Genomic DNA, 19,447 nt, shown 5'->3' on the forward strand with positions numbered 1-19,447 from the left:
CCCATCCTTACGTCAACGCCAGCCGCGGCGGCCACCGCGACGGTCGTCCTCGTCGAACAGTTCGGCCAGCTTGTTCATCATCGTGCCGCCCAACTGCTCCGCGTCGACGATGGTCACGGCGCGGCGGTAGTAGCGGGTCACGTCGTGGCCGATGCCGATCGCCACCAGTTCCACCGGGGACCGGGTCTCGATCTGCTCGATGGTCTGGCGCAGATGGCGCTCCAGGTAATTGCCGGCATTCACAGACAGGGTGGAGTCGTCCACCGGCGCGCCGTCGGAGATCACCATCAGGATGCGGCGCTGTTCCGGCCGGCCGAGCAGCCGGTTGTGCGCCCATTGCAGCGCCTCGCCGTCGATATTCTCCTTCAGGATGCCTTCGCGCAGCATCAGCCCCAGATTCTTGCGGGCGCGGCGCCACGGCATGTCGGCCGCCTTGTAGACGATGTGGCGCAGGTCGTTCAGCCGGCCGGGATGCGCCGGCTTGCCGGCGGCGACCCAGGCCTCGCGCGCCTGTCCGCCCTTCCAGGCGCGGGTGGTGAAGCCCAGCACCTCCACCTTCACCGCGCAGCGCTCCAGCGTGCGGGCGAGGATGTCGGCGCTCATCGCGGCGATGGAGATCGGCCGGCCGCGCATCGAGCCGGAATTGTCGATCAGCAGCGACACCACCGTGTCGCGGAAGTCCATCTCCTTCTCCGCCTTGAAGGAGAGCGGCAGGACCGGGTTGGCGACGACGCGGGCCAGCCGGGCGGCGTCGAGGATGCCCTCCTCCAGGTCGAAGTTCCACGAGCGCTGCTGCTTGGCCATCAGGCGGCGCTGCAGCCGGTTCGCCAGCTTGGAGATCACGCCCTGCAGATGCTGCAGCTGCTGGTCCAGCAGGTGGCGCAGCCGTTCCAGTTCCGCCGGGTCGCAGAGGTCGGCGGCGTCGACCACCTCGTCATACTGGGTGGTGTAGGCCTTGTAGGCGTTGGGATCGGGCTCGTTGCGGCGGTTGACGTCGTTGCGCCAGGGCTGGCCGGGGCCGGCGGGCTCCTCCGCCCCCTCGCCCTCGCCCATCTCCATGTCGCCTTCCTCGCCGGCGCCCTCCTCGGCGCTTTCGCCGGCCTCCGACGAATCCTGCATGTCCGACGACGCCATGGATTCGGAGTCCGACTGGTCCTCGTCCTGGCCGCGGGTCTGGCCGTGCTGGGGCGACTCCTCGTCTTCGGAGGACTGGGTCTGCTGGTCCTCCTCCTCTTCCTGGTCGGCTTCCTGCCCGACTTCCATGTCGAGATCGGCCAGCAGGCGGCGGACGGCCTTGGCGTAGGCCTCCTGGTCGCCGGCATAGTTGGCCAGCCCCTTCATGTCCCGGCCCAGCCGCTCCTCGATCCAGGGGCGCCAGAGGTCGACGGCATGGGCGGCGGCGGGCGGCGGCGGCGCGCCGGTCATCGCCTCGCGCGCCATCAGCCGCAGCGCTTCGGACAGCGGAACCTGCCCGCGGTCCTCGACACGGTCGAGGCCCTGGCGGGTGTAGCGGTCGTCCAGCGCCGCTTCCAGGTTATGGGCAACGCCGGCCATGTCGCGGCTGCCCAGCGCCTCGCAGCGTGCCTGCTCCATCGCGTCGTAGGCCTGGCGCGCGGCATCGCCCAGCGGCATGCGGTGGGCATGAACGGTGGCGTCGTGATAGCGCAGCCGCAGCGCAACGGCGTCTGCCGCCCCGCGCAGCTTGGCGACCTCGACCGGATTCAGGTCGCGCGCCGGCAGCGGCACCCGCACCCGCTGGCCCGACAGGCCCGGCGGATCGGACGAAAAGCCCACCTGCACCTCCGCCCGCCGGGACATGGCGCGCACCGTGGCGGTGGTTGACCGCTTGAAGGCTTCGACGGGGGTGTCGTTCTGGGTGGTCATCGCGGGGGCGTCTTCGTTCTTGGGAGAGTTACGGCGCGGTGGGCAGGATCGACACCGAGCAGGGCATGGCTCTTACGGACATGCCGGGACGTGAACCGCTGATCAAGCTCTTGCCCGGAAATGCCGCCCGTCCCGATCCATGTGAATCCTTGTGTGCTGCGCCCCGACTTCACCGAAGATCAGGGCACAGCACGGACACTCACACGAGGTTCGCCTGGACCCCCGTCTCCGGCAGTTCGACGCCGAAGCAGCGCTGGTAGTATTCGGCCACCGTCGGCCGCTCCACCTCGTCGCACTTGTTGAGGAAGGTGATGCGGAAGGCGAAGGCGACGTCGTTGAAGATCTTCGCGTTCTCGGCCCAGGTGATGACCGTGCGCGGGCTCATGACGGTGGAGATGTCGCCGTTGATGAAGCCGGCGCGGGTCAGGTCGGCCAGCCGCACCATCGACGCCACCGTGTCACGGCCCTTGGCGTCGTCATAGGACGCGACCTTGGCCTGGACGATCTTCACCTCGGCATCGACCGGCAGATAGTTCAGCGTCGCCACGATGTTCCAGCGGTCCATCTGGCCCTGGTTGATCTGCTGCGTGCCGTGATAGAGGCCGGTGGTGTCGCCGAGACCCACGGTGTTCGCGGTGGCGAACAGGCGGAAGGCCGGGTGCGGACGGATGACGCGGTTCTGGTCGAGCAGCGTCAGCTTGCCCTCCACCTCCAGCACGCGCTGGATCACGAACATCACGTCGGGACGGCCGGCGTCATATTCGTCGAACACCAGGGCGCACGCATGCTGCAGCGCCCAGGGCAGGATGCCCTCGCGGTATTCGGTGACCTGCACGCCGTCGCGCAGCACGATCGCGTCCTTGCCCATCAGGTCGATGCGGCTGATGTGGCTGTCCAGGTTGACGCGGATGCAGGGCCAGTTCAGCCGGGCCGCGACCTGTTCGATGTGGGTCGACTTGCCGGTGCCGTGATAGCCCTGGACCATGACGCGGCGGTTGTAGGCAAAGCCGGCGAGGATGGCCAGCGTCGTGTCCCGGTCGAACCGGTAGGCGCTGTCGAGGTCGGGGACATGCTCCGAGCGCTGGCTGAAGGCCGGCACCTGCATGTCGCTGTCGATGCCGAAGACCTCGCGCACCGAGACCGTCGTGTCGGGTTTGTGGTCGAACAGGGCCGAGCTGGCCTGGGTCGCTCCTTGGGAAGCCATGGGTGGTTTCTTACGTTCCAGCGAGTGTCGGTTGTCCGGCGGCCGCGGGATCGACCCGGCCCGCCAACGGGGTTTCAGGCAGCATAACAGGCTTTCAGCGTATTGTAGGCCTGATTGATTTCTTTCAGGCGTTCTTCCGCAGCCTTGTCGCCGCCGTTGGCATCGGGATGATGCTTTTTCGCAAGCTCCCGATAGCGTGCCTTGATCCGTGTGAAGTCCACGGGCGGCGTCAATTCCAGGACCGCCAGCGCCTTTTCCTCGTCGGTGCGGGCGTGGTGGCGCCGGTGCGCCTTTTCCTCATCCTTCGTCTTGCCGGCTTCGTGGCCGAATTCGAAACTGAAGCCGTTGACCACGCGCTCGCGGATGAAGCGCTCCTGCGTCGCCCATTTGCCGAGAGGCCAGCTCGGCCGCTGCCAGGTGGTGTCGCGCCGCACCTCCGCCTCGATCTGGTCGGTCGACATGCCGGCGTAGTAATCCCAGGCGCGGTTGTATTCCCGGACATGGTCCAGGCAGAACCACCAGTACTCGTTGAGACTGCTGCGGCTTTTCGGCGCACGGTATTCGCCCGCGGCGACGCACTCGGGGTGGTCGCACACACGGGCGGCCGCACGCGGAGCGGCGTAGCTGTCGTAACTGGAGCGGGTGCGGTTCCTGGTCATCGGCCAAGTATGGGAAGAGCCGATGGCTCTGGCAAGCGCGCCGAATCGGGCTTCCGTCATCCGCAATCCGCGGGACGTTGCGCTTGACAGGCGCTTGACAGAAGCGGGGCTCGCACCCTCTCCTGGCTCGCGGCGCGGCCGTCGGGAACCGCTTCCCAGGCGCCGCTCGTCCCACGCATTCCCGACCAGTGCCCAGACATCAGGACCCGCCATGGAATACGCCACCCGTATCCGCGAAAAGCTGACCGCCGGACTGGCCCCGGACCGGCTCGAGGTCGTCGACGACAGCGCCCGTCATGCCGGCCATGCCGGGGCGGACGCCGCCGGGGAGACCCATTTCCACGTCACCGTCGTTTCCGCCGCCTTCGCCGGCAAGTCGCGGGTGGAGCGCCAGCGGATGGTCTACGCCCTGCTGGCCGACGAACTGCGCGAGCGTGTGCATGCGCTGGGCCTGACCACCAACGCCCCGGGCGAAGCCGGGGCCTGACCTTACCCAAGGGATCCGCCGCGGTCACGGATCGACCGTTCGCACGCTCAAAGTAATGGGCGGACGGACGGCGGAAATAGCATACATATGGATGCAACCAAGAGTCGATTTTAGGAAATCTTGTAAGAACGAAAGACGCTAGCGTGGTTGCAATTCCCGCCGCGTTTAGTAAAGTGCCAGATATGCAACCATTTATCGCGCCGTGGCGGACACAAACTTCGCATGTCCGCCGGCGGCTTCGTGGAAGGGGCTGCGGATGGCGAAGCGTGGGCCGAAGAAAAAGCGGGTGGACGCTCCCCAGACGGGGGTGGAACCGCTGAGGAGCCAGAACATCATGATCGGCGGGCACCGCACGAGCATGCGGCTGGAGCCGTCGATGTGGGATGCTCTGGAGGATATCGGCCGTCGGGAAGGTCTGACCGTCAACCGCCTCTGCACCCAGATCAAGGAGCGGATCGAAGAGCAGGCGCGCCGCCGGGGCATCAACCCGGAGGATGCGGATGTCACCCTGACGTCCGCGGTGCGTGTTTTCATTGCCTCCTATTACCGCCGGGCCTGCACGGAGGACGGCCATCAGCGCGCCGGGCACGGCGGCAGCGATCCGTTCGTCGGCACGCCGTTCGATCTGCCGCCCTCCGACGAGGCCGAAGGCATCCAGGCCGCGGTCGCTGTCGGCGGAAATTTCCCGTCACCCGGCCCGGTTCCGGCCGGTTCCGCCCATTCCCATCTGGACGCCTGAGCGGGATCTTCAGCGGCTTCGGTGCTTATTCCACCGCCTCTTCGCGGGCGTCCTCGTTTTCACCGCCGGTGTAGTGCGCAGGCCAGTGCTTGCGCACAACCTCCCCATTGCTGTCGAAGATGTGGCACATGTTCAGCAGGGCCGGCCGCTTGCCGTCGTCCAGGGTCGGCTTGCCGGCTGCCTTGGCGCGTTCCGCCGCCTCGCGCGCCAGGATCGGGTAAACGGTCTGGAAGGCGGTTGTCGCCAGCGGCCCCAGCAGCTCCACCAGATGGGTGCAGCCCTTCGGCCCGCCCAGCCGTTCCTTCACCGCGCGGGTCCAGCCCGGACCGATGCGCAGGCCGACCAGCTGCTGGAACCGCGGCGTAATGCTGCCGCAGGCCTTGTAGGGGCTGTGTTCGGTCACCGCCTCCACCGCCTGGACGGTCAGCTTGTCGTCCACCGTCAGGCGCATCCACATCTGGTGGATCGGCGTTCCTGGCTCCAGGTGGCCGCGCTCCTCGGTGTGGAAGCCGTAGCTCTTGACGTCGGTCAGGTGGCCTTCGATGTCCCACAGCCCGTCGGCGCGCCGGAAGCCCTGACAGGTGACGCGGCGGGTGTGGATCGGCTCGCGCGCGGCGGGGGCGGACAGCGAGGGCGCGGACATCGGGCGTTCCAGTTCAGCAGTGAGGGTGGCTCACCCTCGACTATCGGCGGGGCCGGGCGCCCGGTCAACCCGACCCCGCCGCAACGCAGCGTTACCTATAGGTCAACCTTGCGGTCATCCCAGGGTGGCTTCCGCCGAATAGCCGGTGCCGAACATGTAGGCTTCGCGGCTGCGCAGTTCGTCCTCCAGATGGGTGCGCACCACGGCGAACAGGTCGCGGATCGACACCATGCCGACGACCTCGCCGCCCACCGCGATCGGCAGGTGGCGATAATGGTGCCGTTCCATCAGGTCGAGCGCCGCCAGCGCGGTGGCCGAGGGTTCCAGCGTGTCCGGATCGGCGGTCATCACCGCGGACAGCCGGGTGGTGTCGGGGTCGAGGCCGGCGGCGACCACGCGGGCGGTCATGTCGCGCTCGGTGACGATGCCCTTCAGCGTGCGCCCTTCGGTGACCAGCACCGCGGCGATGCGCTTTTCAGCCATCAGCGTGGCGGCATCGCGCACGGTGGCGTCCGGCGGCAGGCAGGTCAGCTCCTGGTTCTTGATGACGTCAGGCATCAGTCGGCGTGTCGGCATGTGTCCCATCTCCCTCGTGATTGCAGGTTTTGTGGACGAACGATGCACTCGACCGCGATTTCGCAGCGCGGCATACCGATCCTGTCAGCTTAATGCGCGGATAGTCAATAGAACCGATTGCTGTAAACTTACCACATATCTTGGTATGTCTTTGCCGCCCGCCCGGTTATGGCCCGGTTATTGGCCGGATTCCAGCCGCTTGCGCAGCCCGTCGAAGCCGCTGGTGTAGATGCCGGCGATGGCCTTGCGGGCTTCGGCGTCGGAGGCGCCCTTGGCCTCGAACTTCGAGGACCAGGTGATGCGGGTGGTGTGGGCGTCCACCGCGCTCAGCCGGATTGTGGAGTTGTAGTTCTTCACCGGCAGCGGCCCGCTCAGCAGCGTGTAGCGCAGCCGGTGCTTGGCGGCGGACAGGCCGGTCAGCCGTTCCTGGATGGCGCCGCCGCCCTTCAGCGCAAGGTCGCGCTCCTGGCTTTTCCCGGTCTTGCGCAGGTTGCAGCTCTCGACCGCCGGGTGCCAGTCGCCGATGGCGCAGAAGGGGCCGATCTGCTTCCACACCTGCTCGATCGGCGCCTTGATCGTCGCCTGCTCGCGAACCTCAAGCGCCATGGCCGGCGCCGCCGCCAGCAGCACCGCCCCCACGGCCGCCCCCAAGGCCGCCGTTGGGGCCGACACACCCACCATTGCCTTCATCGCCCATCCTCCCGGTTCCCGCCGCGGCGGAATGGCCGCGGTCTTGTCGGGGGAGTATGGGCGGGCAATCGTCGGCGCGGCTATTGTGCGAAAGGCGGATTGTCAGCGATATGGTGGATCAGGCGGGCCGGACCGACTCCTCCAGCACGGCGCGGACGGCGGCGGCATCGACATCGCGGCGGGTGAAGGCGTTGCCGATGCGGTCGGCCAGGATGAAGGTGATGCGGCCGTCCTGCACCTTCTTGTCCTTGGCCATCGATCGCACCAGCCCATCGACGTCCCAGGCGACGCCGGGGATGTCGGCCGGGCGCACCGGCAGGCCGACCTCGGCCAGATGGGCGCGGGCGCGCCGGGCGTCTTCGGCCGGACACAGGCCCAGCCGGACCGACAGGTCGAAGGCCAGCACCATGCCGATCGCCACCCCTTCGCCATGCAGCAGGGTCTGGCCGAAGCCGGTCGCCGCCTCCAGCGCATGGCCGAAGGTGTGGCCCAGGTTCAGCAGCGCGCGGTCGCCGCTCTCGCGCTCGTCCACCCCGACGATGTCGGCCTTGGCGCGGCAGCTGACCGTCACCGCATGGCGCCGGGCGTCGCTGTCGCCGTCCACCACCCGCCGGCCGTTCCGCTCCAGCCACGCGAAGAAGTCGGGCTGGCGGATCAGGCCGTATTTCACCACCTCGGCGTAGCCGGCCAGAACCTCGCGGCGGGGCAGGGTGTCCAGCGTGGCGGTGTCGGCGATGACCAGGCGCGGCTGGTGGAAGGCGCCGATCAGGTTCTTGCCGTGGCGGCTGTTGATGCCGGTCTTGCCGCCGACCGAGCTGTCGACCTGGCTCAGCAGCGTCGTCGGCACCTGGATGAAGTCGATGCCGCGCAGCGCCGACGCCGCGGCGAAGCCGGTGATGTCGCCGATCACCCCGCCGCCCAGCGCCAGCAGGACGGTCGACCGCTCGATCCCGCGGCCCAGGATGTCGTCCATCAGCTGCTGGAAATGGGCGAAGTCCTTGGTCTTCTCGCCGGCCGGCAGGACGATGGCCGGTTGCGGCGCGATCCCCGCCCCCTGCATCGCCGCGTTCAACCGGTCCAGATGCAGCGGCGCCACGTTGGCATCGGTCACCACGATCGGCGCCCGGCCGCGGGTGACGGCGGCGATGCGCTCGCCGGATCGGGCCAGCACGCCGTCGCCGACCAGGATGTCGTAGCTGCGGGCGCCCAACTCCAGGCGGACGGTGTCGAGAGCGGCCGGGGTGGTGGCGGAGACGGAGGTCATCGGGGCAGTCCGCGAAGCTGGTGGTTCAGGGATAAGGATGGGAACGGCGGGTCAGGAGGCGTCCGTCTTGCCGGATTCGGTTTTGGTGGCGTCGCCCTTGCCGGGCCGACCGCCGCGCGGCGCACGGTGGGGAAGCTGGACGCCGAAATGCGCCTCCAGCGCGTCGATCACCAGCTCCACCGTCACGTCGGGCGGGCGTTCGTCGCTGACCACGGTCAGGTCGGCCTCGGCATAGATGGGATAGCGCTGTTCCATCAGCCGGCCCAGGATGGCGCGCGGGTCGCCCTGGTTCAGGATCGGGCGGTGGGTGCGCCGGGCGGTGCGGGCGACCAGCACGTCCAGTTCGGCACGCAGCCAGACCGACACGCCGTGCTCGCGGATGGCGGCGCGGGTCTCCGGGTCCATGAAGGCGCCGCCGCCGGTCGCCAGGATATGCACCGGCTCGTCCTTCACCAGACGGCTGATGATGCGGCGTTCGACGGAGCGGAAGACCGGCTCGCCGTCGCGGGCGAAGATTTCGGCGATCGTGCAGCCGGCCGCCGCCTCGATCTCGGTGTCGGCGTCGCGGAAGGGCAGGTGCAGGCGCGTCGCCAGCCGGCGCCCGATGGCGCTCTTGCCGGCCCCCATCAGCCCGACCAGCACCACGGTGCGCGGCAGCAGCGGCTCCGCATCCTCCGCCGCACCCGTGCCCGGACCTGTTCCCGGATTTGTCCCCGGGCCCTGGGCCGTCATCGCCTTGCGCAGTCCCATCACATCCATCCGATCCGCCACCCGTCCCCTTCGATGCCGGCAGGCCCAATTCCCCGCTCCAGGTCCCCGCCGGCCGTCATACCGCTGAAACAGACAACACTCATACCCGCCGACAGCTGGCCGGCACAAGCGCCCCGGCCTTGTCGGAAGATCGGGTGGACGGGTTGCGCCGCGATCCGACCTGTGGCTACACTGCGCCGCCTTCCGGCCCCCGGCCGGGGTCGCGGATGCTTTAGCAGAAAAGCCATTGCTTGTCCCAAGCCCTGCGGACGCAGGGCGTGGTAGCTCCGCTCCGCTCCTCCGTTTTTTCCGACACAACACGTCCCTGGTGCCATGAGCCGGTTTCTCTCCATCCTCCTCGTCCTGCTGTTGCTGGTGATCGCCGGTGGCATGGTGTTCCTCGCCTCGTGGGACCTGCCGGCTCCGTCGAAAACGGTGGAGAAGGTTCTGCCGGATGAGCGCTTCCCGCGCTGAACCCCGACCATCGGCCGGGGGCGTCCCCCGGATCGCGGTTCCGCTGCTGGCCGGGCTGCTGGCGGCCGGCTGTGCCGCGTTTGCCCACGCTCAGGCATTCGGCCCGCCGATCCGGCTGACGCCCGACGTGGCGTCCCCCGCACCCGCTCCGGCCCCCGCGCCGGCGGTCGTACCGGTCTATCCGCCCGTGGTGACCCCGCCGCCCGCCGTCTCCCCCGTGGTGGCGCGGCCGGCCCCCGTCGCGCGCGAGGCATTGGGCGCGCCCGACCCCGACGGCGCCGGCACCCTCAGCGGCGTGCAGGGGCTGGGCGGCGATCCCTGGCGCGGCATCGGCCGGGCGGAGCTTCTGCCGCTGATCGCCGCCCTTCCGGTCGATACCCCGTCCCCCACCGTCAAGGCGCTGGAGCGCCGGCTGCTGCTGAGCGCCGGCTCCCCCGCCGTCGCGACGGGTGAGGCGCCGCCGCCCCGCCGCTTCGGCGCCCTGCGCATCGAAAAGCTGGCGCGGCTCGGCGATCCCGCCGGGGCGGCCGATCTGGCCGACCTGCTGCCGGCGGCGCTGGCGGCGGACGAACCGGCGGCCAGGGCGCTGACCGATGCGGAGCTGGTGCGCGGCGGCCTGGACTGCACGCGGGCGCTGGCCCGCGGCCGGAGCTTTGCGTCCGCCTACTGGACCCGGCTGGCCCTGTTCTGCCGCGCCCGCGTCGGCGACCGGGCCGGCACCGACGAGGCGCTGGCCACGCTGCGCGGCGGTGGCCGGCGCTCCGACCCGTTCCTGATGGTTGCCGAGGCGCTGGCCGGCGCCGCCCCGCCGCCGGCCCGGATGCTGTCGCTGCAGGGTGACGGCGAGGGGCTGTCGCTGCTGCTCGCCGCCATGCGCACGGCGCGGATCGGCGTTCCGCCCGACCGGCTGCCGCTGGACAACCCGCCGGCGCTGGCCGCCATCGCCACCAACCCCTCCACCGATCCCACCACCCGCGCCGCCGCCGGCGAACGGGCGGCGGCCTCGCTGTTCCTCGACGCCCGCCAGTTGACGGACCTCTATGCCCAGGTTCCGGCGGTGGGGGACGAGCTGCTGCGGGTGCGCGACATCGCCCGGCGCGATCGCGGCGCCCGCACCCGCGCGCTGGTCCATCAGGCGATGGCGGCGGCGATGGATGGGCGGCGGCGCGTCGCGCTGGCCGCTCTGGCGGTGGAACTGGTCGATCCGCGGCTGCGCGCCGGGCCGGTCGGCAATGCCGCCGCCGGGCTGCTCGACAGCGTGTCGCCGAGCGGCGACGCCGCGGCGCTGGCCCCGGCGGCGACCCGGCTCTATTACGCGCTCGGCCGGCTCGATCAGGCGCGGCGCTGGCAGGATCTGGCCCTGCGCAGCGGGCGGAGCGCCGACACCGCCTGGCTGTGGCCGCTCTCCGTGGTCGCCACCGGTCGCGGTGCCGAGAATCCGCAAGCCCTGACCGCATGGCTGGACGAGGCGCTGCGCGGCGCCGACGGCCTTGCCCGCAACCGCATCGCCGGCCAGTTGGCGCTTCTCCAGGCCATCGGAGTAGCGATCCCGGACGAGGCGTGGATGAAGGCGACCGACGGCGCCGGCCCACCCAGCGGCAGCGATGCCGGCGTCGATCCGGCGCTGTGGCAGCGGCTGGGCGACGCCGCGGCCGGCGGTCGCATCGGCGAGACGGTGGCCGTCGCCCTGCTGCTGATAGGGGAGGCCGGGCCGGCCGCGCTGCCACCCGTCGTCACCGCCCGCGTCGCGGCCAACCTGAAGGCGGTCGGGCTGGAGCCGGACGCCCGCGCGCTGGTCCGCGAGGCGATGGCCGCCATCGCCGGCCCCTCCGTGCCCACCTCAACCGACGAATGACCTCATGTCCGGGAAGTCCACCACCACCATGACCGGCAGCAAGTCCTCCGCGAAGCCTCCCGCCAAGCGGCGCGGCCGGCCGTGCAAGCCGCGCACGGTCGCCACTTCGCCGCATCTGGACGCCTTCCTCGACATGCTGACGGCGGAGCGCGGGGCGGCGGTGAACACGCGGCTGGCCTACGAGCGCGACCTCGCCGACCTCGGCCGCTGGCTGGCCCAGCGCAGCGTCGCGCTGGAATCGGCCGGGACCGAGGACCTCCGCGCCTATCTGGCGGTGCAGAGCAAGGACGGCGCGCCGCGCACCGTGGCGCGGCGGCTGTCGGCGATGCGGCAGTTCTACCGCTTCCTGCTGTCGGAAGGCCGCCGCGTCGACGACCCCGCCTCGCCGCTCGACAGCCCCAAGCAGGGCCGCCCGCTGCCCAAGATCCTGACGGAGGCGGAGGTCGGCGCCATGCTGTCCACCGCCGAGGCGCGCGGCGGGCCGGAAGGCTTGCGGCTGGTGGCGCTGCTTGAGGTGCTCTACGCCACCGGCCTGCGCGTGTCGGAACTGGTCGGCCTGCCGATGACCGCGATCATGCGCGACGGCCGCGGCCTGTTGGTGCGCGGCAAGGGCGGCAAGGAACGCATGGTGCCGCTGTCCGATCCGGCGCTGGCGGCGCTGGCCGGCTACATCCCGTTGCGCGGCCACTTCATCCCGCCGACCGCCGGGGCAGGGGGTGAGGCCGGGCACAGCCCCTTCCTGTTCCCGTCACGCAGCTCCGCCGAAGGGCACCTGACGCGCCAGCGCTTCGCCCAGCTGTTGAAGCAACTGGCCATCGACTCCGGGATCGACCCGGAAAAGGTCAGCCCGCACGTGCTGCGCCACGCCTTCGCCACCCATCTGCTCGACCATGGCGCCGACCTGCGCTCCGTCCAGAAGATGCTGGGGCATGCCGACATCGCGACGACGCAGATCTATACGCACGTGGTGACCGAGCGGCTGAAGAAGGTCATGCACGACCACCACCCGCTGGCGCGCCGCAGGGTGGAAGAACCCTCGGAGGGGTAGGGGGGTAAGGATGGAGGGGAGGTGTCGGCTTCGATTGCCCCCACCCCAACCCTCCCCCGCTGGGCGGGGGAGGGGGCTAAGTGCTTGTTCGTTAAGGCGTCGGCAGTCCCTCCCCCGCCCAGCGGGGGAGGTTAGGTGGGGGCATCGTCAGCCAACTACTCCCCACAAACCCCTACTTCTTCTCCAGCATCAGCGTGCCCTGGCGGGTCACCTTGTTCTTGATCTTGTCGGCCAGCAGTGCCAGCGCCCAGGGCAGCTGCACCTCCATCTCGACGCTGTCGTCCAGCACGTCGATGTGGCCGGCGATGGTCTGGGCCAGGGCCACGACGCGAAAGTTCAGGCGGTCGTCTGTCCAACTGTCGTCGACGCTGGCCGCCACGGCGCTGAGGCGCGCCCGCACCTCGCCCATGCCGTCGACCAGCCGGCGCTTGGCCTCCGCCCGGCCGAGCGAGTGGGGGATGGACAGGGTCAGGGGCTTCGGCATGGTCGGCGGCTCCGCACGTCACAGGGATAGGGTAACGCCCGCAAGCGGGCGTTGGGTCCCGAACCCATACCCTCAGCGGTCGTGCAGCGGCGCCATCTGGTCCAGGCGGTGGGCGAAGTCGATGTCGGCCTGGGTCACGGCGTCGGCGCTGCGGGTGTAGAGGATCACCTCCACCCGGCCGACGTCGTTGAACCATTCGGGATGGTGGCCGGTCTTCTCGGCCAGCAGGGCGACCTGGGTCATGAAGCCCCAGGCGGCCGGGAAATCGGCGAAATGGTAGGTCTTGCGGATGGCGTCGCGTTCCAACACCTCCGCCCAGCCGTGCAGTTCCTTCAGCGCCGTCTGGCGGGGTACGCCGACAAGGCGATCGGACATGATGACCTCCCTTTCTTCCGTCTCTCTTTTGCCGCCCGCAGCTTCTTGGCGAACGGGCGGCGGTTCGCTACCTTCTGCGGCATGATACGGAAACCTTCAGGTCCCCATACGGTTCCGCCCACGGTCGAAGACCTGGAGCGCATGGCCGAAGAGGCGCTCGACACCATCCCGGCGGAGCTGCTCGCCCCGGTCGGGAACCTCGTCATCCATGTCGAGGATTTTCCCGATGAGGATACCGAGCGGGAGATGGAGCTGGAAAGCCCATTCGACCTGTTGGGGCTCTATCGGGGCGTGGATCTGACGCGGCAAAGCGTCGCCGACCTGCGCGGCGGGCCGGACATGATCTTCCTCTACCGCCGCCCGATCCTGGATTACTGGTGCGAGACGGGGGAGGAACTGCCGGCCATCGTCCGCCATGTCCTGATCCACGAGATCGGCCACCATTTCGGCTTCTCCGACGAGGACATGGAGCGGATCGAGACAATGGAGTAGGGGGAGGGGAACAGGGCGGGGCCGTTCAGCCCTCCAGCGCGTCCGCCACCCGGCGGCGCAGGGCCGGCACCAGTTCCTCCTCGAACCAGGGGTTCCGGTTCAGCCAGCCGGTGTTGCGCCAACTCGGGTGCGGCAGCGGCATGAAGGCCGGGCCGTACTCCCGCCAGCTCGCCACCGTCTCCGTCATCGTCGCCTTCCGCCGTTCACCGAGATAGCGCGCCTGGGCATACTGACCGACCAGCAGGGTCAGCCGCACCCCCGACAGGGCGTCGAGCAGCGGCGGGTGCCACAGCGGCGCGCATTCGGGCCGCGGTGGGTAATCGCCACCCTTCGGCATGGTTCCGGGATAGCACAGCCCCATCGGCACCACGGCGATGCGGGATTCATCGTAGAAGGCGGTGCGGTCCATCGCCAGCCACTTGCGCAGCCGGTCGCCGGAGGCGTCGTCCCAGGGGATGCCGCTGGCATGCACCCGCGCGCCGGGCGCCTGCCCGACGATCAGCAGCCGGGCGGTCGGGCTGCCGCGCACGACCGGGCGGCAGCCGTGGGGCAGCACCCCCGCGCACAGCGTGCAGGCGCGCACCGTCGCGAACAGGCGGTCGAGATCCGAACCGCCCTCGACCATGTCATCAGACACCGGTTCATCAGACAAGCGTCAGCAAATCCTGGACGAAGGCCGGCACCACCTGGGTCGCCGGGCCGTGGATCGAGCTGTGGAAATAGGAGGCGCCCTCCGACGGTTCCAGGTTCAGCTCGACCGTATAGGCGCCGGCCGACCGCGCCTCCGCCACGAAACCGGCGGCGGGGTAGACATGGCCCGACGTGCCGATCGACACGAACAGGTCGCATTCCTCCAGCGCCCGCTGGATGCGTTCCATCTGATAGGGCATCTCGCCGAACCACACCACGTCGGGCCGCATGCCGCCCTTGCGCCCGCAGGTCAGGCAATGGTCATGCACCGACAGGTCGCCCTGCACCTCCGTCACCGTGCGGCAGTGCAGGCAGAACGCCTTCAACAGCTCGCCATGCATGTGCAGCGGCGATTTCGACCCGCCGCGCTCGTGCAGGTCGTCGATGTTCTGCGTCACCAGCAGGACCTCGCCCTTCCAGCGCCGCTCCAGCTCCGCCAGCGCCTTGTGCGCCGCGTTGGGCTGCACCGCCGGGTCGGCGAGACCGCGGCGGCGGTCGTTGTAGAAGCGATGGACGAGGTCGGGGTTGCGCGCGAACCCCTCCGGCGTCGCCACATCCTCCAGATCGATCCGGCTCCAGATGCCGCCGGCGCAGCGGAAGGTGTCCAGCCCCGATTCCTTGGAGATCCCGGCCCCGGTCAGGATGACGATCGAGTCGGTCGGACGCAGTCGGTTGGTCAGCGCGGGTGAGGGCATGGCATTCCCTTGGTATTTGGCGATCGGATTCACGCTTCAAATCGAATTCGATTTTACGCGATCCGATCTAACGGTTCGGAAACCGGTCACATGGAAAACTGCTGCGGCGTACGCTCGTCGCGCCCGGAAGTAAAGCCGCTGAGAAGAAAGAAGGGGGATACCGCAGGTGGTCAAGGTCCTGTTCGTCTGCACGGGCAACATCTGCCGCTCGCCCACCGCCGAGGGGATGTTCCGCCATCTGGCCGAACGCGCCGGCCTCGGCAGCCAAGTGATCGCCGACTCGGCCGGTACTCACGGCTATCACGTCGGCGAGCCGCCCGACCCGCGCACCCAACGCGCGGCGCTGGCCCGCGGCGTCGACCTGTCGGCCTTGCGCGCCCGCAAGGTGACGGCGGCCGACTTCACCCGCTTCGACCATATCCTGGCGATGGACCACGGCCATCTCGCCCAGCTGCGCCGCCTCGTCCCGGCGAACGCAACAGCGGCGCTGCGCCTGTTCCTGGACGATGCGCCTGGGCTGGAGGGACGGGAGGTGCCCGACCCCTATTACGGCGGCCCGGACGGGTTCGAGCAGGTGCTGGACCTGTGCGAGGCCGGATCGCGCGGCCTGCTGGACCGCCTGTCGCGGGAAAGCGGGTTTCCGATTCGCGAAAGCATGGGGTAACGTGTCGCGGTTCCCCGGCCGCTTGGTCTATGCTGCCGGGACAAAGCCCATTCGGAGCATCCGTCAGCCATGACCAGCGCAGCCACCGGCACCACCACGCCCGGCGGGATCCTCGACGGCATCGTCCTGTTCGAGGCCTTCTCGCCGGAGGAGCGCGCTGCCGTGGCCTCGCGCGGGCGGGTGTTCGATGCCCCGGCCGGCACGGTGCTGATGCGCGAGGGCGACATCGCCAGTTCGCTCTACGTCCTGCTCGACGGCACGGTGCGGGTGGTACGCAACGACCCGTTCGGTGCCCAGGTTGAGGTCGGCTTCCGCCGCGCCGGCGACTGTTTCGGCGAGATGGCGCTGATCGACGGCGGTGCCCGTTCCGCCTCCGTCATCGCCGCCACGCCGGTGACGGTGTTCGAGCTGGAACGCGACCTGTTCCTGGCGCTGATCTCCCCCTCGCCCGACCTGCTGGCGAAGCTGCTGCGCGAACTCAGCCGCATGATCCGCGAGGTGTCGGAACGAGTGGTGCGCGAGGATCTGGAACGCCGCGCCCGCATCGCCGAATCGGCGCTGGCCCGTCAGCGCGCCATCACCCAGGCGGTGACCGGGTTGGCGCATGAACTGAACACGCCGCTCGGCGTCTGCGTCACCACCGCCAGCCACCTGCAGGATCTGGCCCGGCCCGGCAACGGCCCGCTGTCGTCCGAGGAATTGCGCGAACCGGCAGCATTGCTCGACGCCAACCTCGCCCGCGCGGTGGAGCTGGTGGAGGCGTTTTCCGCCATCGCCGCCTGCCAGAATTCCGAACCGCTGGAGGCGCTGGAACTGCGGCGCATGGCGGAGGACGCAGCGGCCCTGTTCACCGTCCAGCATCCCGACCTGCCGCTGGCCATCCGGATCGCACCGGGTCCCGCCTGCCCCTGGATCGGCTGTGCCGCGCATCTGGACCGCGTGCTGCACCACCTGTTCGCCAACGCCGCTGCCCATGGCTATGGTGGCGGTCCGGGCGAGGTCGAGGTGACGATCCGGCCGGCGATGCTGGAAGCCGTCCCGGCCTGGAGCCTGACCGTCCGCGACCGCGGCGCCGGCATCCCCGCCGGCAATCTGCCGACCCTGACCGACGCCTTCTTCACCACCGCCCGTGGTCGCGGCCACAAGGGGCTGGGGCTGGCGGTGGTGTTCAACACGGTGACCGGCCCGCTCGGCGGCCGGCTCGCCTTCGACAGCAGGCCGGGTGCCGGCACCGCCGTGACGATCACGGTGCCACAGGAGCTTTGACGGGCAGGAGGGAGAACCCCTCACCCGTGCAGGGCAAGCCCCTTCACCGTCTTGTCGACCGCCTTCTTCGGCCCGCGCAGGGCCAGCCCGACCAGATCGGGGGCGTCGGGGTCCTCGGCCCGGAAGGCGGCGCGGTTGGCGGCGTCATGGCCGGTGCCGAACATCGCGGCGACATAGGGCACCAGCGTCAGCCCCCGTTCCAGCGCGGCATCGCGGACGGCCCGCAGCTGCCCGCCGTCGGCGGTGAAGATCATCATCGGCTGGCCCAGCATCCGGCCATAGCGGCGGCCGGCGCCATCGACATACTCCTCCCCCAGCGCGTCCGGCGCCGCGGCGGCGATCCCGGTGGCGAGGAAGGCGGCGACGTTCAGCTTCTGCCACACGGCCAAATCGGCGCGGATGACCAGCGCGACCTTGGTGCCGAAGCGGACGGGGGCATCGGAGGACATCGTTTCGGTCATCAGGCTGTCGGGCATGGTGGTTGTCTCCTTTGCCCAACCAGATGCCGGATGATCGCGCCTCAGTCTGGAACGTTCGTGCACAGATCGCGATAGGCGGCTGGCGTCAGGCCATAGGCGCGGCGGAACCAGCGGCCGAGATGGCTCTGGTCGGCGAACCCGACCTCCGCCGCGACCAGGGCCGGCGCCTCTCCCTCGGCCAGACGGCGCCGGGCGGCGCGCAGGCGCAGCCGAACCAGATAGGCGTGCGGCGACAGGCCGAAGGCGGCGCGGAAGGCGCGGTTCAGCCGGAAGCGGTCGACGCCGGCCGCCGCCGCCAGCTCGTCCAGCCCGATATCCTCGGCCATCCGGGCATGAAGCAGCTCGCGCGCCAGCGCGGCGGCGCGGTCGGGACGCAGAGGCCGGCGCTCCTGTGGCGGCGTGAGATGGCCGGCCAGCCTCGCCGCCAGCCGGTCCACCGACAGGTCGCGGGCCAGCCGCCCCTCGCGCTGGTGCAGGGCCAGGAAGGCGGAGCGGATCGTCGCCGCAAGGCCGGGATCGTCGGCCAGCGTGTCGCGGAAGCCCAGCGGCAGACCGGTTCCGCGCGGCGTCAGGCTGCGCAACGCCTCGCTGCGGGCGGACAGCAGCGGCACCGGCAGATAGAGCATGGCATAGGTGAAGCCCTCTTCCCCCGGACTGTGGCCGTCATGGGCCTCGCCGGGTTCGATCAGGATGACGCGGCCGGGGACACTGGTGTGCAGCCGCCGCCGGCAGCGGAAGGCCTGCACCCCCTGCTCGGTGACGCCGACCAGAAGCTCGTCATGGTCGTGCAGGTCATAGGCATGGCCGCGGAAATGGGCGCGGATGGTTTCGATGCCGGTCTCCGCATCGCGGCGCACCGCCACCCAGTCGTCCTTTCCGCCGGGCACTCTATCCTCCCGATCAGTAGATCAGCTCGTTCTCGCCGCTGCCTTCGGCCAGGACCAGTTCGCCGCGGGCGGCAAGGTCCTTCGCCAACTGCACCATGTACATCTGCGCCTCGTCCACGTCGCGCACGCGCACCGGACCCATCGCCGCCATGTCCTCGCGCAGAATCTTGGCGGCGCGCTCCGACATGTTGGAGAAGAACAGATCCTTCAGCGTTTCCGACGCGCCCTTCAGCGCGGTGCCCAGCTTCTGCTTGTCCACGGTGCGCAGCATCGTCTGGACGCCGCTGGGGTCGAGCTTCGACAGGTCCTCGAAGGTGAACATCAACGACTTGATGCGCTCGGCGCTGTCGCGGTTGCGTTCCTCCAGCGCGGCCATGAAGCGGTGTTCGGTGGTGCGGTCCAGGCCGTTGAAGATCTCCGCCAGCATCTCGTGGCTGTCGCGGCGGCTGGTGCGGGCGAGGTTGGTCATGAACTCGGTGCGCAGGGTGCGCTCGACGTCGTCCAGAACCTCCTTCTGCACCGCCTCCATGCGCAGCATGCGCATGATGACCTCCATTGCGAAGCTTTCCGGCAGTTGGGTCAGCACGCGGCCGGCATGTTCGGGACGGATCTTGGACAGGACCACCGCGACGGTCTGCGGATACTCGTTCTTCAGATAGTTGGACAGCACCGACTCGTTGACGTTCGCCAGCTTGTCCCACATCGTCCGGCCGGCCGGACCACGGATTTCCTCCATGATCTGGTCGACCTTGTCCTTCGGCAGGGTCTTCATCAGCAGGCGTTCGGTCGAATCGAAGGAACCGACCAGCGATCCGGTGGCCGACATCTGCTCGGCGAACTCGACGAACAGTCGTTCGATCAGGTTGGCCGACACCGTGCCCAGGTTGGCCATCACCTGGGACAGTTCCTTGATCTCCTCGTCATCCATCAGCGAGAACAACCTGGACGAATGCTCCTCGCCCAGCGCCAGCATCATGATGGCGGCCTTTTCCGGGCCGGTGAGGGTCCGGTAATCCTCGCGAACCTTCAACGCCATCTGTCCGCCTCCGCCACTCCGCCCACCTCACGACGGGCGCGGGCGGTTCATTCTTATACGTCTGGTTTGCTGTTCTTCCGTTTTAATACGTTCCGCTTGCGCATTC

23 protein-coding genes are annotated in these 19,447 nt (G+C 69.5%); 8 read left to right on the forward strand and 15 right to left on the reverse strand.

Annotation, left to right across the window (positions count from 1 at the left end):
• Positions 1–12: 12 nt before the first annotated feature.
• The 3 genes from cobT to PWS46_RS13515 form a co-directional block, all read right to left on the reverse strand.
• Positions 13–1,884 carry a cobaltochelatase subunit CobT gene (gene cobT, locus PWS46_RS13505; RefSeq protein ID WP_434616107.1) on the reverse strand — a complete coding sequence of 624 codons (1,872 nt, stop codon included), beginning with the start codon at positions 1,882–1,884 and terminating at the stop codon, positions 13–15.
• Between the two features lie 199 nt (positions 1,885–2,083).
• On the reverse strand, positions 2,084–3,088 hold the full coding sequence (cobS, locus tag PWS46_RS13510) for a cobaltochelatase subunit CobS (protein WP_252138415.1): 1,005 nt from the start codon (positions 3,086–3,088) through the stop codon (positions 2,084–2,086).
• Between the two features lie 74 nt (positions 3,089–3,162).
• A complete protein-coding gene (locus tag PWS46_RS13515) occupies positions 3,163–3,747 on the reverse strand; it encodes a DnaJ domain-containing protein (RefSeq protein WP_434620016.1) in 585 nt (194 codons plus the stop codon).
• Between the two features lie 211 nt (positions 3,748–3,958).
• Between PWS46_RS13515 and PWS46_RS13520 the strand changes: the two genes are divergently transcribed.
• Together PWS46_RS13520 and PWS46_RS13525 are read left to right on the forward strand one after the other, a co-directional pair.
• Positions 3,959–4,234 carry a BolA family protein gene (locus PWS46_RS13520; RefSeq protein WP_434616111.1) on the forward strand — a complete coding sequence of 92 codons (276 nt, stop codon included), beginning with the start codon at positions 3,959–3,961 and terminating at the stop codon, positions 4,232–4,234.
• A 256-nt stretch (positions 4,235–4,490) separates the two neighbouring features.
• Entirely contained in the window at positions 4,491–4,973 is a 483-nt protein-coding gene (locus PWS46_RS13525) for a ribbon-helix-helix domain-containing protein (protein WP_434616114.1), read from the forward strand.
• A gap of 25 nt (positions 4,974–4,998) precedes the next feature.
• Here PWS46_RS13525 and PWS46_RS13530 read toward each other — a convergent pair whose 3' ends face one another.
• From PWS46_RS13530 to PWS46_RS13550, 5 genes are all read right to left on the reverse strand, one after another.
• Positions 4,999–5,616, reverse strand: coding sequence for a DUF2889 domain-containing protein (locus PWS46_RS13530; RefSeq protein ID WP_434616117.1), 618 nt, complete (start codon positions 5,614–5,616; stop codon positions 4,999–5,001).
• A gap of 114 nt (positions 5,617–5,730) precedes the next feature.
• Positions 5,731–6,192 carry a CBS domain-containing protein gene (locus tag PWS46_RS13535; protein ID WP_434616120.1) on the reverse strand — a complete coding sequence of 154 codons (462 nt, stop codon included), beginning with the start codon at positions 6,190–6,192 and terminating at the stop codon, positions 5,731–5,733.
• Positions 6,193–6,369: 177 nt separating this feature from the next.
• Positions 6,370–6,882, reverse strand: a complete 513-nt coding sequence (locus tag PWS46_RS13540; RefSeq protein ID WP_434616123.1) for an SRPBCC family protein — start codon at positions 6,880–6,882, stop codon at positions 6,370–6,372.
• A 118-nt stretch (positions 6,883–7,000) separates the two neighbouring features.
• Entirely contained in the window at positions 7,001–8,146 is a 1,146-nt protein-coding gene (aroB, locus tag PWS46_RS13545) for a 3-dehydroquinate synthase (protein ID WP_434616126.1), read from the reverse strand.
• A 51-nt stretch (positions 8,147–8,197) separates the two neighbouring features.
• On the reverse strand, positions 8,198–8,905 hold the full coding sequence (locus tag PWS46_RS13550; RefSeq protein WP_434616129.1) for a shikimate kinase: 708 nt from the start codon (positions 8,903–8,905) through the stop codon (positions 8,198–8,200).
• Positions 8,906–9,229: 324 nt separating this feature from the next.
• Here PWS46_RS13550 and PWS46_RS13555 point away from each other — a divergent pair, with 324 nt between their 5' ends.
• Genes PWS46_RS13555 through PWS46_RS13565 form a run of 3 tightly spaced genes read left to right on the forward strand, consistent with a single transcriptional unit; the run spans position 9,230 to position 12,273 of the window.
• The gene (locus PWS46_RS13555) at positions 9,230–9,370 is read left to right on the forward strand and encodes a hypothetical protein (protein WP_174757190.1); all 141 of its coding nucleotides are present in this window, start codon (positions 9,230–9,232) and stop codon (positions 9,368–9,370) included.
• Entirely contained in the window at positions 9,351–11,225 is a 1,875-nt protein-coding gene (locus tag PWS46_RS13560) for a hypothetical protein (protein WP_434616133.1), read from the forward strand. Before PWS46_RS13555 ends, PWS46_RS13560 begins: the two co-directional genes overlap by 20 nt.
• Positions 11,226–11,229: 4 nt before the next feature.
• Complete coding sequence (locus PWS46_RS13565; protein ID WP_434616136.1) at positions 11,230–12,273, forward strand: site-specific tyrosine recombinase XerD; 1,044 nt, start codon at positions 11,230–11,232, stop codon at positions 12,271–12,273.
• A 172-nt stretch (positions 12,274–12,445) separates the two neighbouring features.
• Here the strand turns inward: PWS46_RS13565 and PWS46_RS13570 are convergent, their stop codons facing one another.
• A complete protein-coding gene (locus PWS46_RS13570; protein ID WP_085087065.1) occupies positions 12,446–12,757 on the reverse strand; it encodes a polyhydroxyalkanoic acid system family protein in 312 nt (103 codons plus the stop codon).
• Positions 12,758–12,829: 72 nt separating this feature from the next.
• A complete protein-coding gene (locus PWS46_RS13575) occupies positions 12,830–13,132 on the reverse strand; it encodes a 4a-hydroxytetrahydrobiopterin dehydratase (protein WP_085087067.1) in 303 nt (100 codons plus the stop codon).
• Positions 13,133–13,273: 141 nt separating this feature from the next.
• Between PWS46_RS13575 and PWS46_RS13580 the strand changes: the two genes are divergently transcribed.
• Positions 13,274–13,624, forward strand: a complete 351-nt coding sequence (locus PWS46_RS13580; RefSeq protein WP_083896940.1) for a metallopeptidase family protein — start codon at positions 13,274–13,276, stop codon at positions 13,622–13,624.
• Between the two features lie 25 nt (positions 13,625–13,649).
• Here the strand turns inward: PWS46_RS13580 and PWS46_RS13585 are convergent, their stop codons facing one another.
• Positions 13,650–14,249 carry a uracil-DNA glycosylase family protein gene (locus PWS46_RS13585; RefSeq protein ID WP_434620018.1) on the reverse strand — a complete coding sequence of 200 codons (600 nt, stop codon included), beginning with the start codon at positions 14,247–14,249 and terminating at the stop codon, positions 13,650–13,652.
• 19 nt (positions 14,250–14,268) lie between these two features.
• Complete coding sequence (gene cobB, locus PWS46_RS13590) at positions 14,269–15,009, reverse strand: Sir2 family NAD+-dependent deacetylase (protein WP_434616141.1); 741 nt, start codon at positions 15,007–15,009, stop codon at positions 14,269–14,271.
• Positions 15,010–15,175: 166 nt separating this feature from the next.
• Between cobB and PWS46_RS13595 the strand changes: the two genes are divergently transcribed.
• On the forward strand, positions 15,176–15,673 hold the full coding sequence (locus PWS46_RS13595; protein WP_434616144.1) for a low molecular weight protein-tyrosine-phosphatase: 498 nt from the start codon (positions 15,176–15,178) through the stop codon (positions 15,671–15,673).
• Between the two features lie 69 nt (positions 15,674–15,742).
• Positions 15,743–16,939 (forward strand): sensor histidine kinase, encoded by a 1,197-nt coding sequence (locus PWS46_RS13600; protein WP_434616147.1) that lies wholly within the window; start codon positions 15,743–15,745, stop codon positions 16,937–16,939.
• Between the two features lie 20 nt (positions 16,940–16,959).
• Here PWS46_RS13600 and PWS46_RS13605 read toward each other — a convergent pair whose 3' ends face one another.
• Genes PWS46_RS13605 through fliG form a run of 3 tightly spaced genes read right to left on the reverse strand, consistent with a single transcriptional unit; the run spans position 16,960 to position 19,341 of the window.
• Positions 16,960–17,415, reverse strand: coding sequence for a DUF2000 family protein (locus PWS46_RS13605; RefSeq protein ID WP_434616150.1), 456 nt, complete (start codon positions 17,413–17,415; stop codon positions 16,960–16,962).
• Between the two features lie 44 nt (positions 17,416–17,459).
• Positions 17,460–18,305 carry an AraC family transcriptional regulator gene (locus PWS46_RS13610; RefSeq protein WP_434616153.1) on the reverse strand — a complete coding sequence of 282 codons (846 nt, stop codon included), beginning with the start codon at positions 18,303–18,305 and terminating at the stop codon, positions 17,460–17,462.
• A 13-nt stretch (positions 18,306–18,318) separates the two neighbouring features.
• Positions 18,319–19,341, reverse strand: a complete 1,023-nt coding sequence (gene fliG / locus PWS46_RS13615; RefSeq protein WP_434616156.1) for a flagellar motor switch protein FliG — start codon at positions 19,339–19,341, stop codon at positions 18,319–18,321.
• Positions 19,342–19,447: the final 106 nt, after the last annotated feature.

The sequence above is a fragment of the Azospirillum sp. B2RO_4 genome (assembly GCF_051124815.1).
Taxonomy (GTDB): Bacteria; Pseudomonadota; Alphaproteobacteria; order Azospirillales; family Azospirillaceae; genus Azospirillum.

Excerpts from the sequence above, each read along its gene's own strand:
- PWS46_RS13515 (WP_434620016.1), bottom strand. The coding sequence starts at position 3,747 with ATGACCAGGAACCGCACCCGCTCCAGTTACGACAGCTACGCCGCTCCG.
- cobB (WP_434616141.1), bottom strand. The coding sequence starts at position 15,009 with ATGCCCTCACCCGCGCTGACCAACCGACTGCGTCCGACCGACTCGATC.
- PWS46_RS13560 (WP_434616133.1), top strand. The coding sequence starts at position 9,351 with ATGAGCGCTTCCCGCGCTGAACCCCGACCATCGGCCGGGGGCGTCCCC.
- PWS46_RS13565 (WP_434616136.1), top strand. The coding sequence starts at position 11,230 with ATGTCCGGGAAGTCCACCACCACCATGACCGGCAGCAAGTCCTCCGCG.
- cobT (WP_434616107.1), bottom strand. The coding sequence starts at position 1,884 with ATGACCACCCAGAACGACACCCCCGTCGAAGCCTTCAAGCGGTCAACC.
- PWS46_RS13525 (WP_434616114.1), top strand. The coding sequence starts at position 4,491 with ATGGCGAAGCGTGGGCCGAAGAAAAAGCGGGTGGACGCTCCCCAGACG.
- PWS46_RS13530 (WP_434616117.1), bottom strand. The coding sequence starts at position 5,616 with ATGTCCGCGCCCTCGCTGTCCGCCCCCGCCGCGCGCGAGCCGATCCAC.
- PWS46_RS13540 (WP_434616123.1), bottom strand. The coding sequence starts at position 6,882 with ATGAAGGCAATGGTGGGTGTGTCGGCCCCAACGGCGGCCTTGGGGGCG.
- PWS46_RS13570 (WP_085087065.1), bottom strand. The coding sequence starts at position 12,757 with ATGCCGAAGCCCCTGACCCTGTCCATCCCCCACTCGCTCGGCCGGGCG.
- PWS46_RS13520 (WP_434616111.1), top strand. The coding sequence starts at position 3,959 with ATGGAATACGCCACCCGTATCCGCGAAAAGCTGACCGCCGGACTGGCC.
- cobS (WP_252138415.1), bottom strand. The coding sequence starts at position 3,088 with ATGGCTTCCCAAGGAGCGACCCAGGCCAGCTCGGCCCTGTTCGACCAC.
- PWS46_RS13575 (WP_085087067.1), bottom strand. The coding sequence starts at position 13,132 with ATGTCCGATCGCCTTGTCGGCGTACCCCGCCAGACGGCGCTGAAGGAA.
- aroB (WP_434616126.1), bottom strand. The coding sequence starts at position 8,146 with ATGACCTCCGTCTCCGCCACCACCCCGGCCGCTCTCGACACCGTCCGC.
- PWS46_RS13585 (WP_434620018.1), bottom strand. The coding sequence starts at position 14,249 with ATGGTCGAGGGCGGTTCGGATCTCGACCGCCTGTTCGCGACGGTGCGC.
- fliG (WP_434616156.1), bottom strand. The coding sequence starts at position 19,341 with ATGGCGTTGAAGGTTCGCGAGGATTACCGGACCCTCACCGGCCCGGAA.
- PWS46_RS13580 (WP_083896940.1), top strand. The coding sequence starts at position 13,274 with ATGGCCGAAGAGGCGCTCGACACCATCCCGGCGGAGCTGCTCGCCCCG.
- PWS46_RS13600 (WP_434616147.1), top strand. The coding sequence starts at position 15,743 with ATGACCAGCGCAGCCACCGGCACCACCACGCCCGGCGGGATCCTCGAC.
- PWS46_RS13605 (WP_434616150.1), bottom strand. The coding sequence starts at position 17,415 with ATGCCCGACAGCCTGATGACCGAAACGATGTCCTCCGATGCCCCCGTC.
- PWS46_RS13555 (WP_174757190.1), top strand. The coding sequence starts at position 9,230 with ATGAGCCGGTTTCTCTCCATCCTCCTCGTCCTGCTGTTGCTGGTGATC.
- PWS46_RS13550 (WP_434616129.1), bottom strand. The coding sequence starts at position 8,905 with ATGGATGTGATGGGACTGCGCAAGGCGATGACGGCCCAGGGCCCGGGG.
- PWS46_RS13535 (WP_434616120.1), bottom strand. The coding sequence starts at position 6,192 with ATGCCGACACGCCGACTGATGCCTGACGTCATCAAGAACCAGGAGCTG.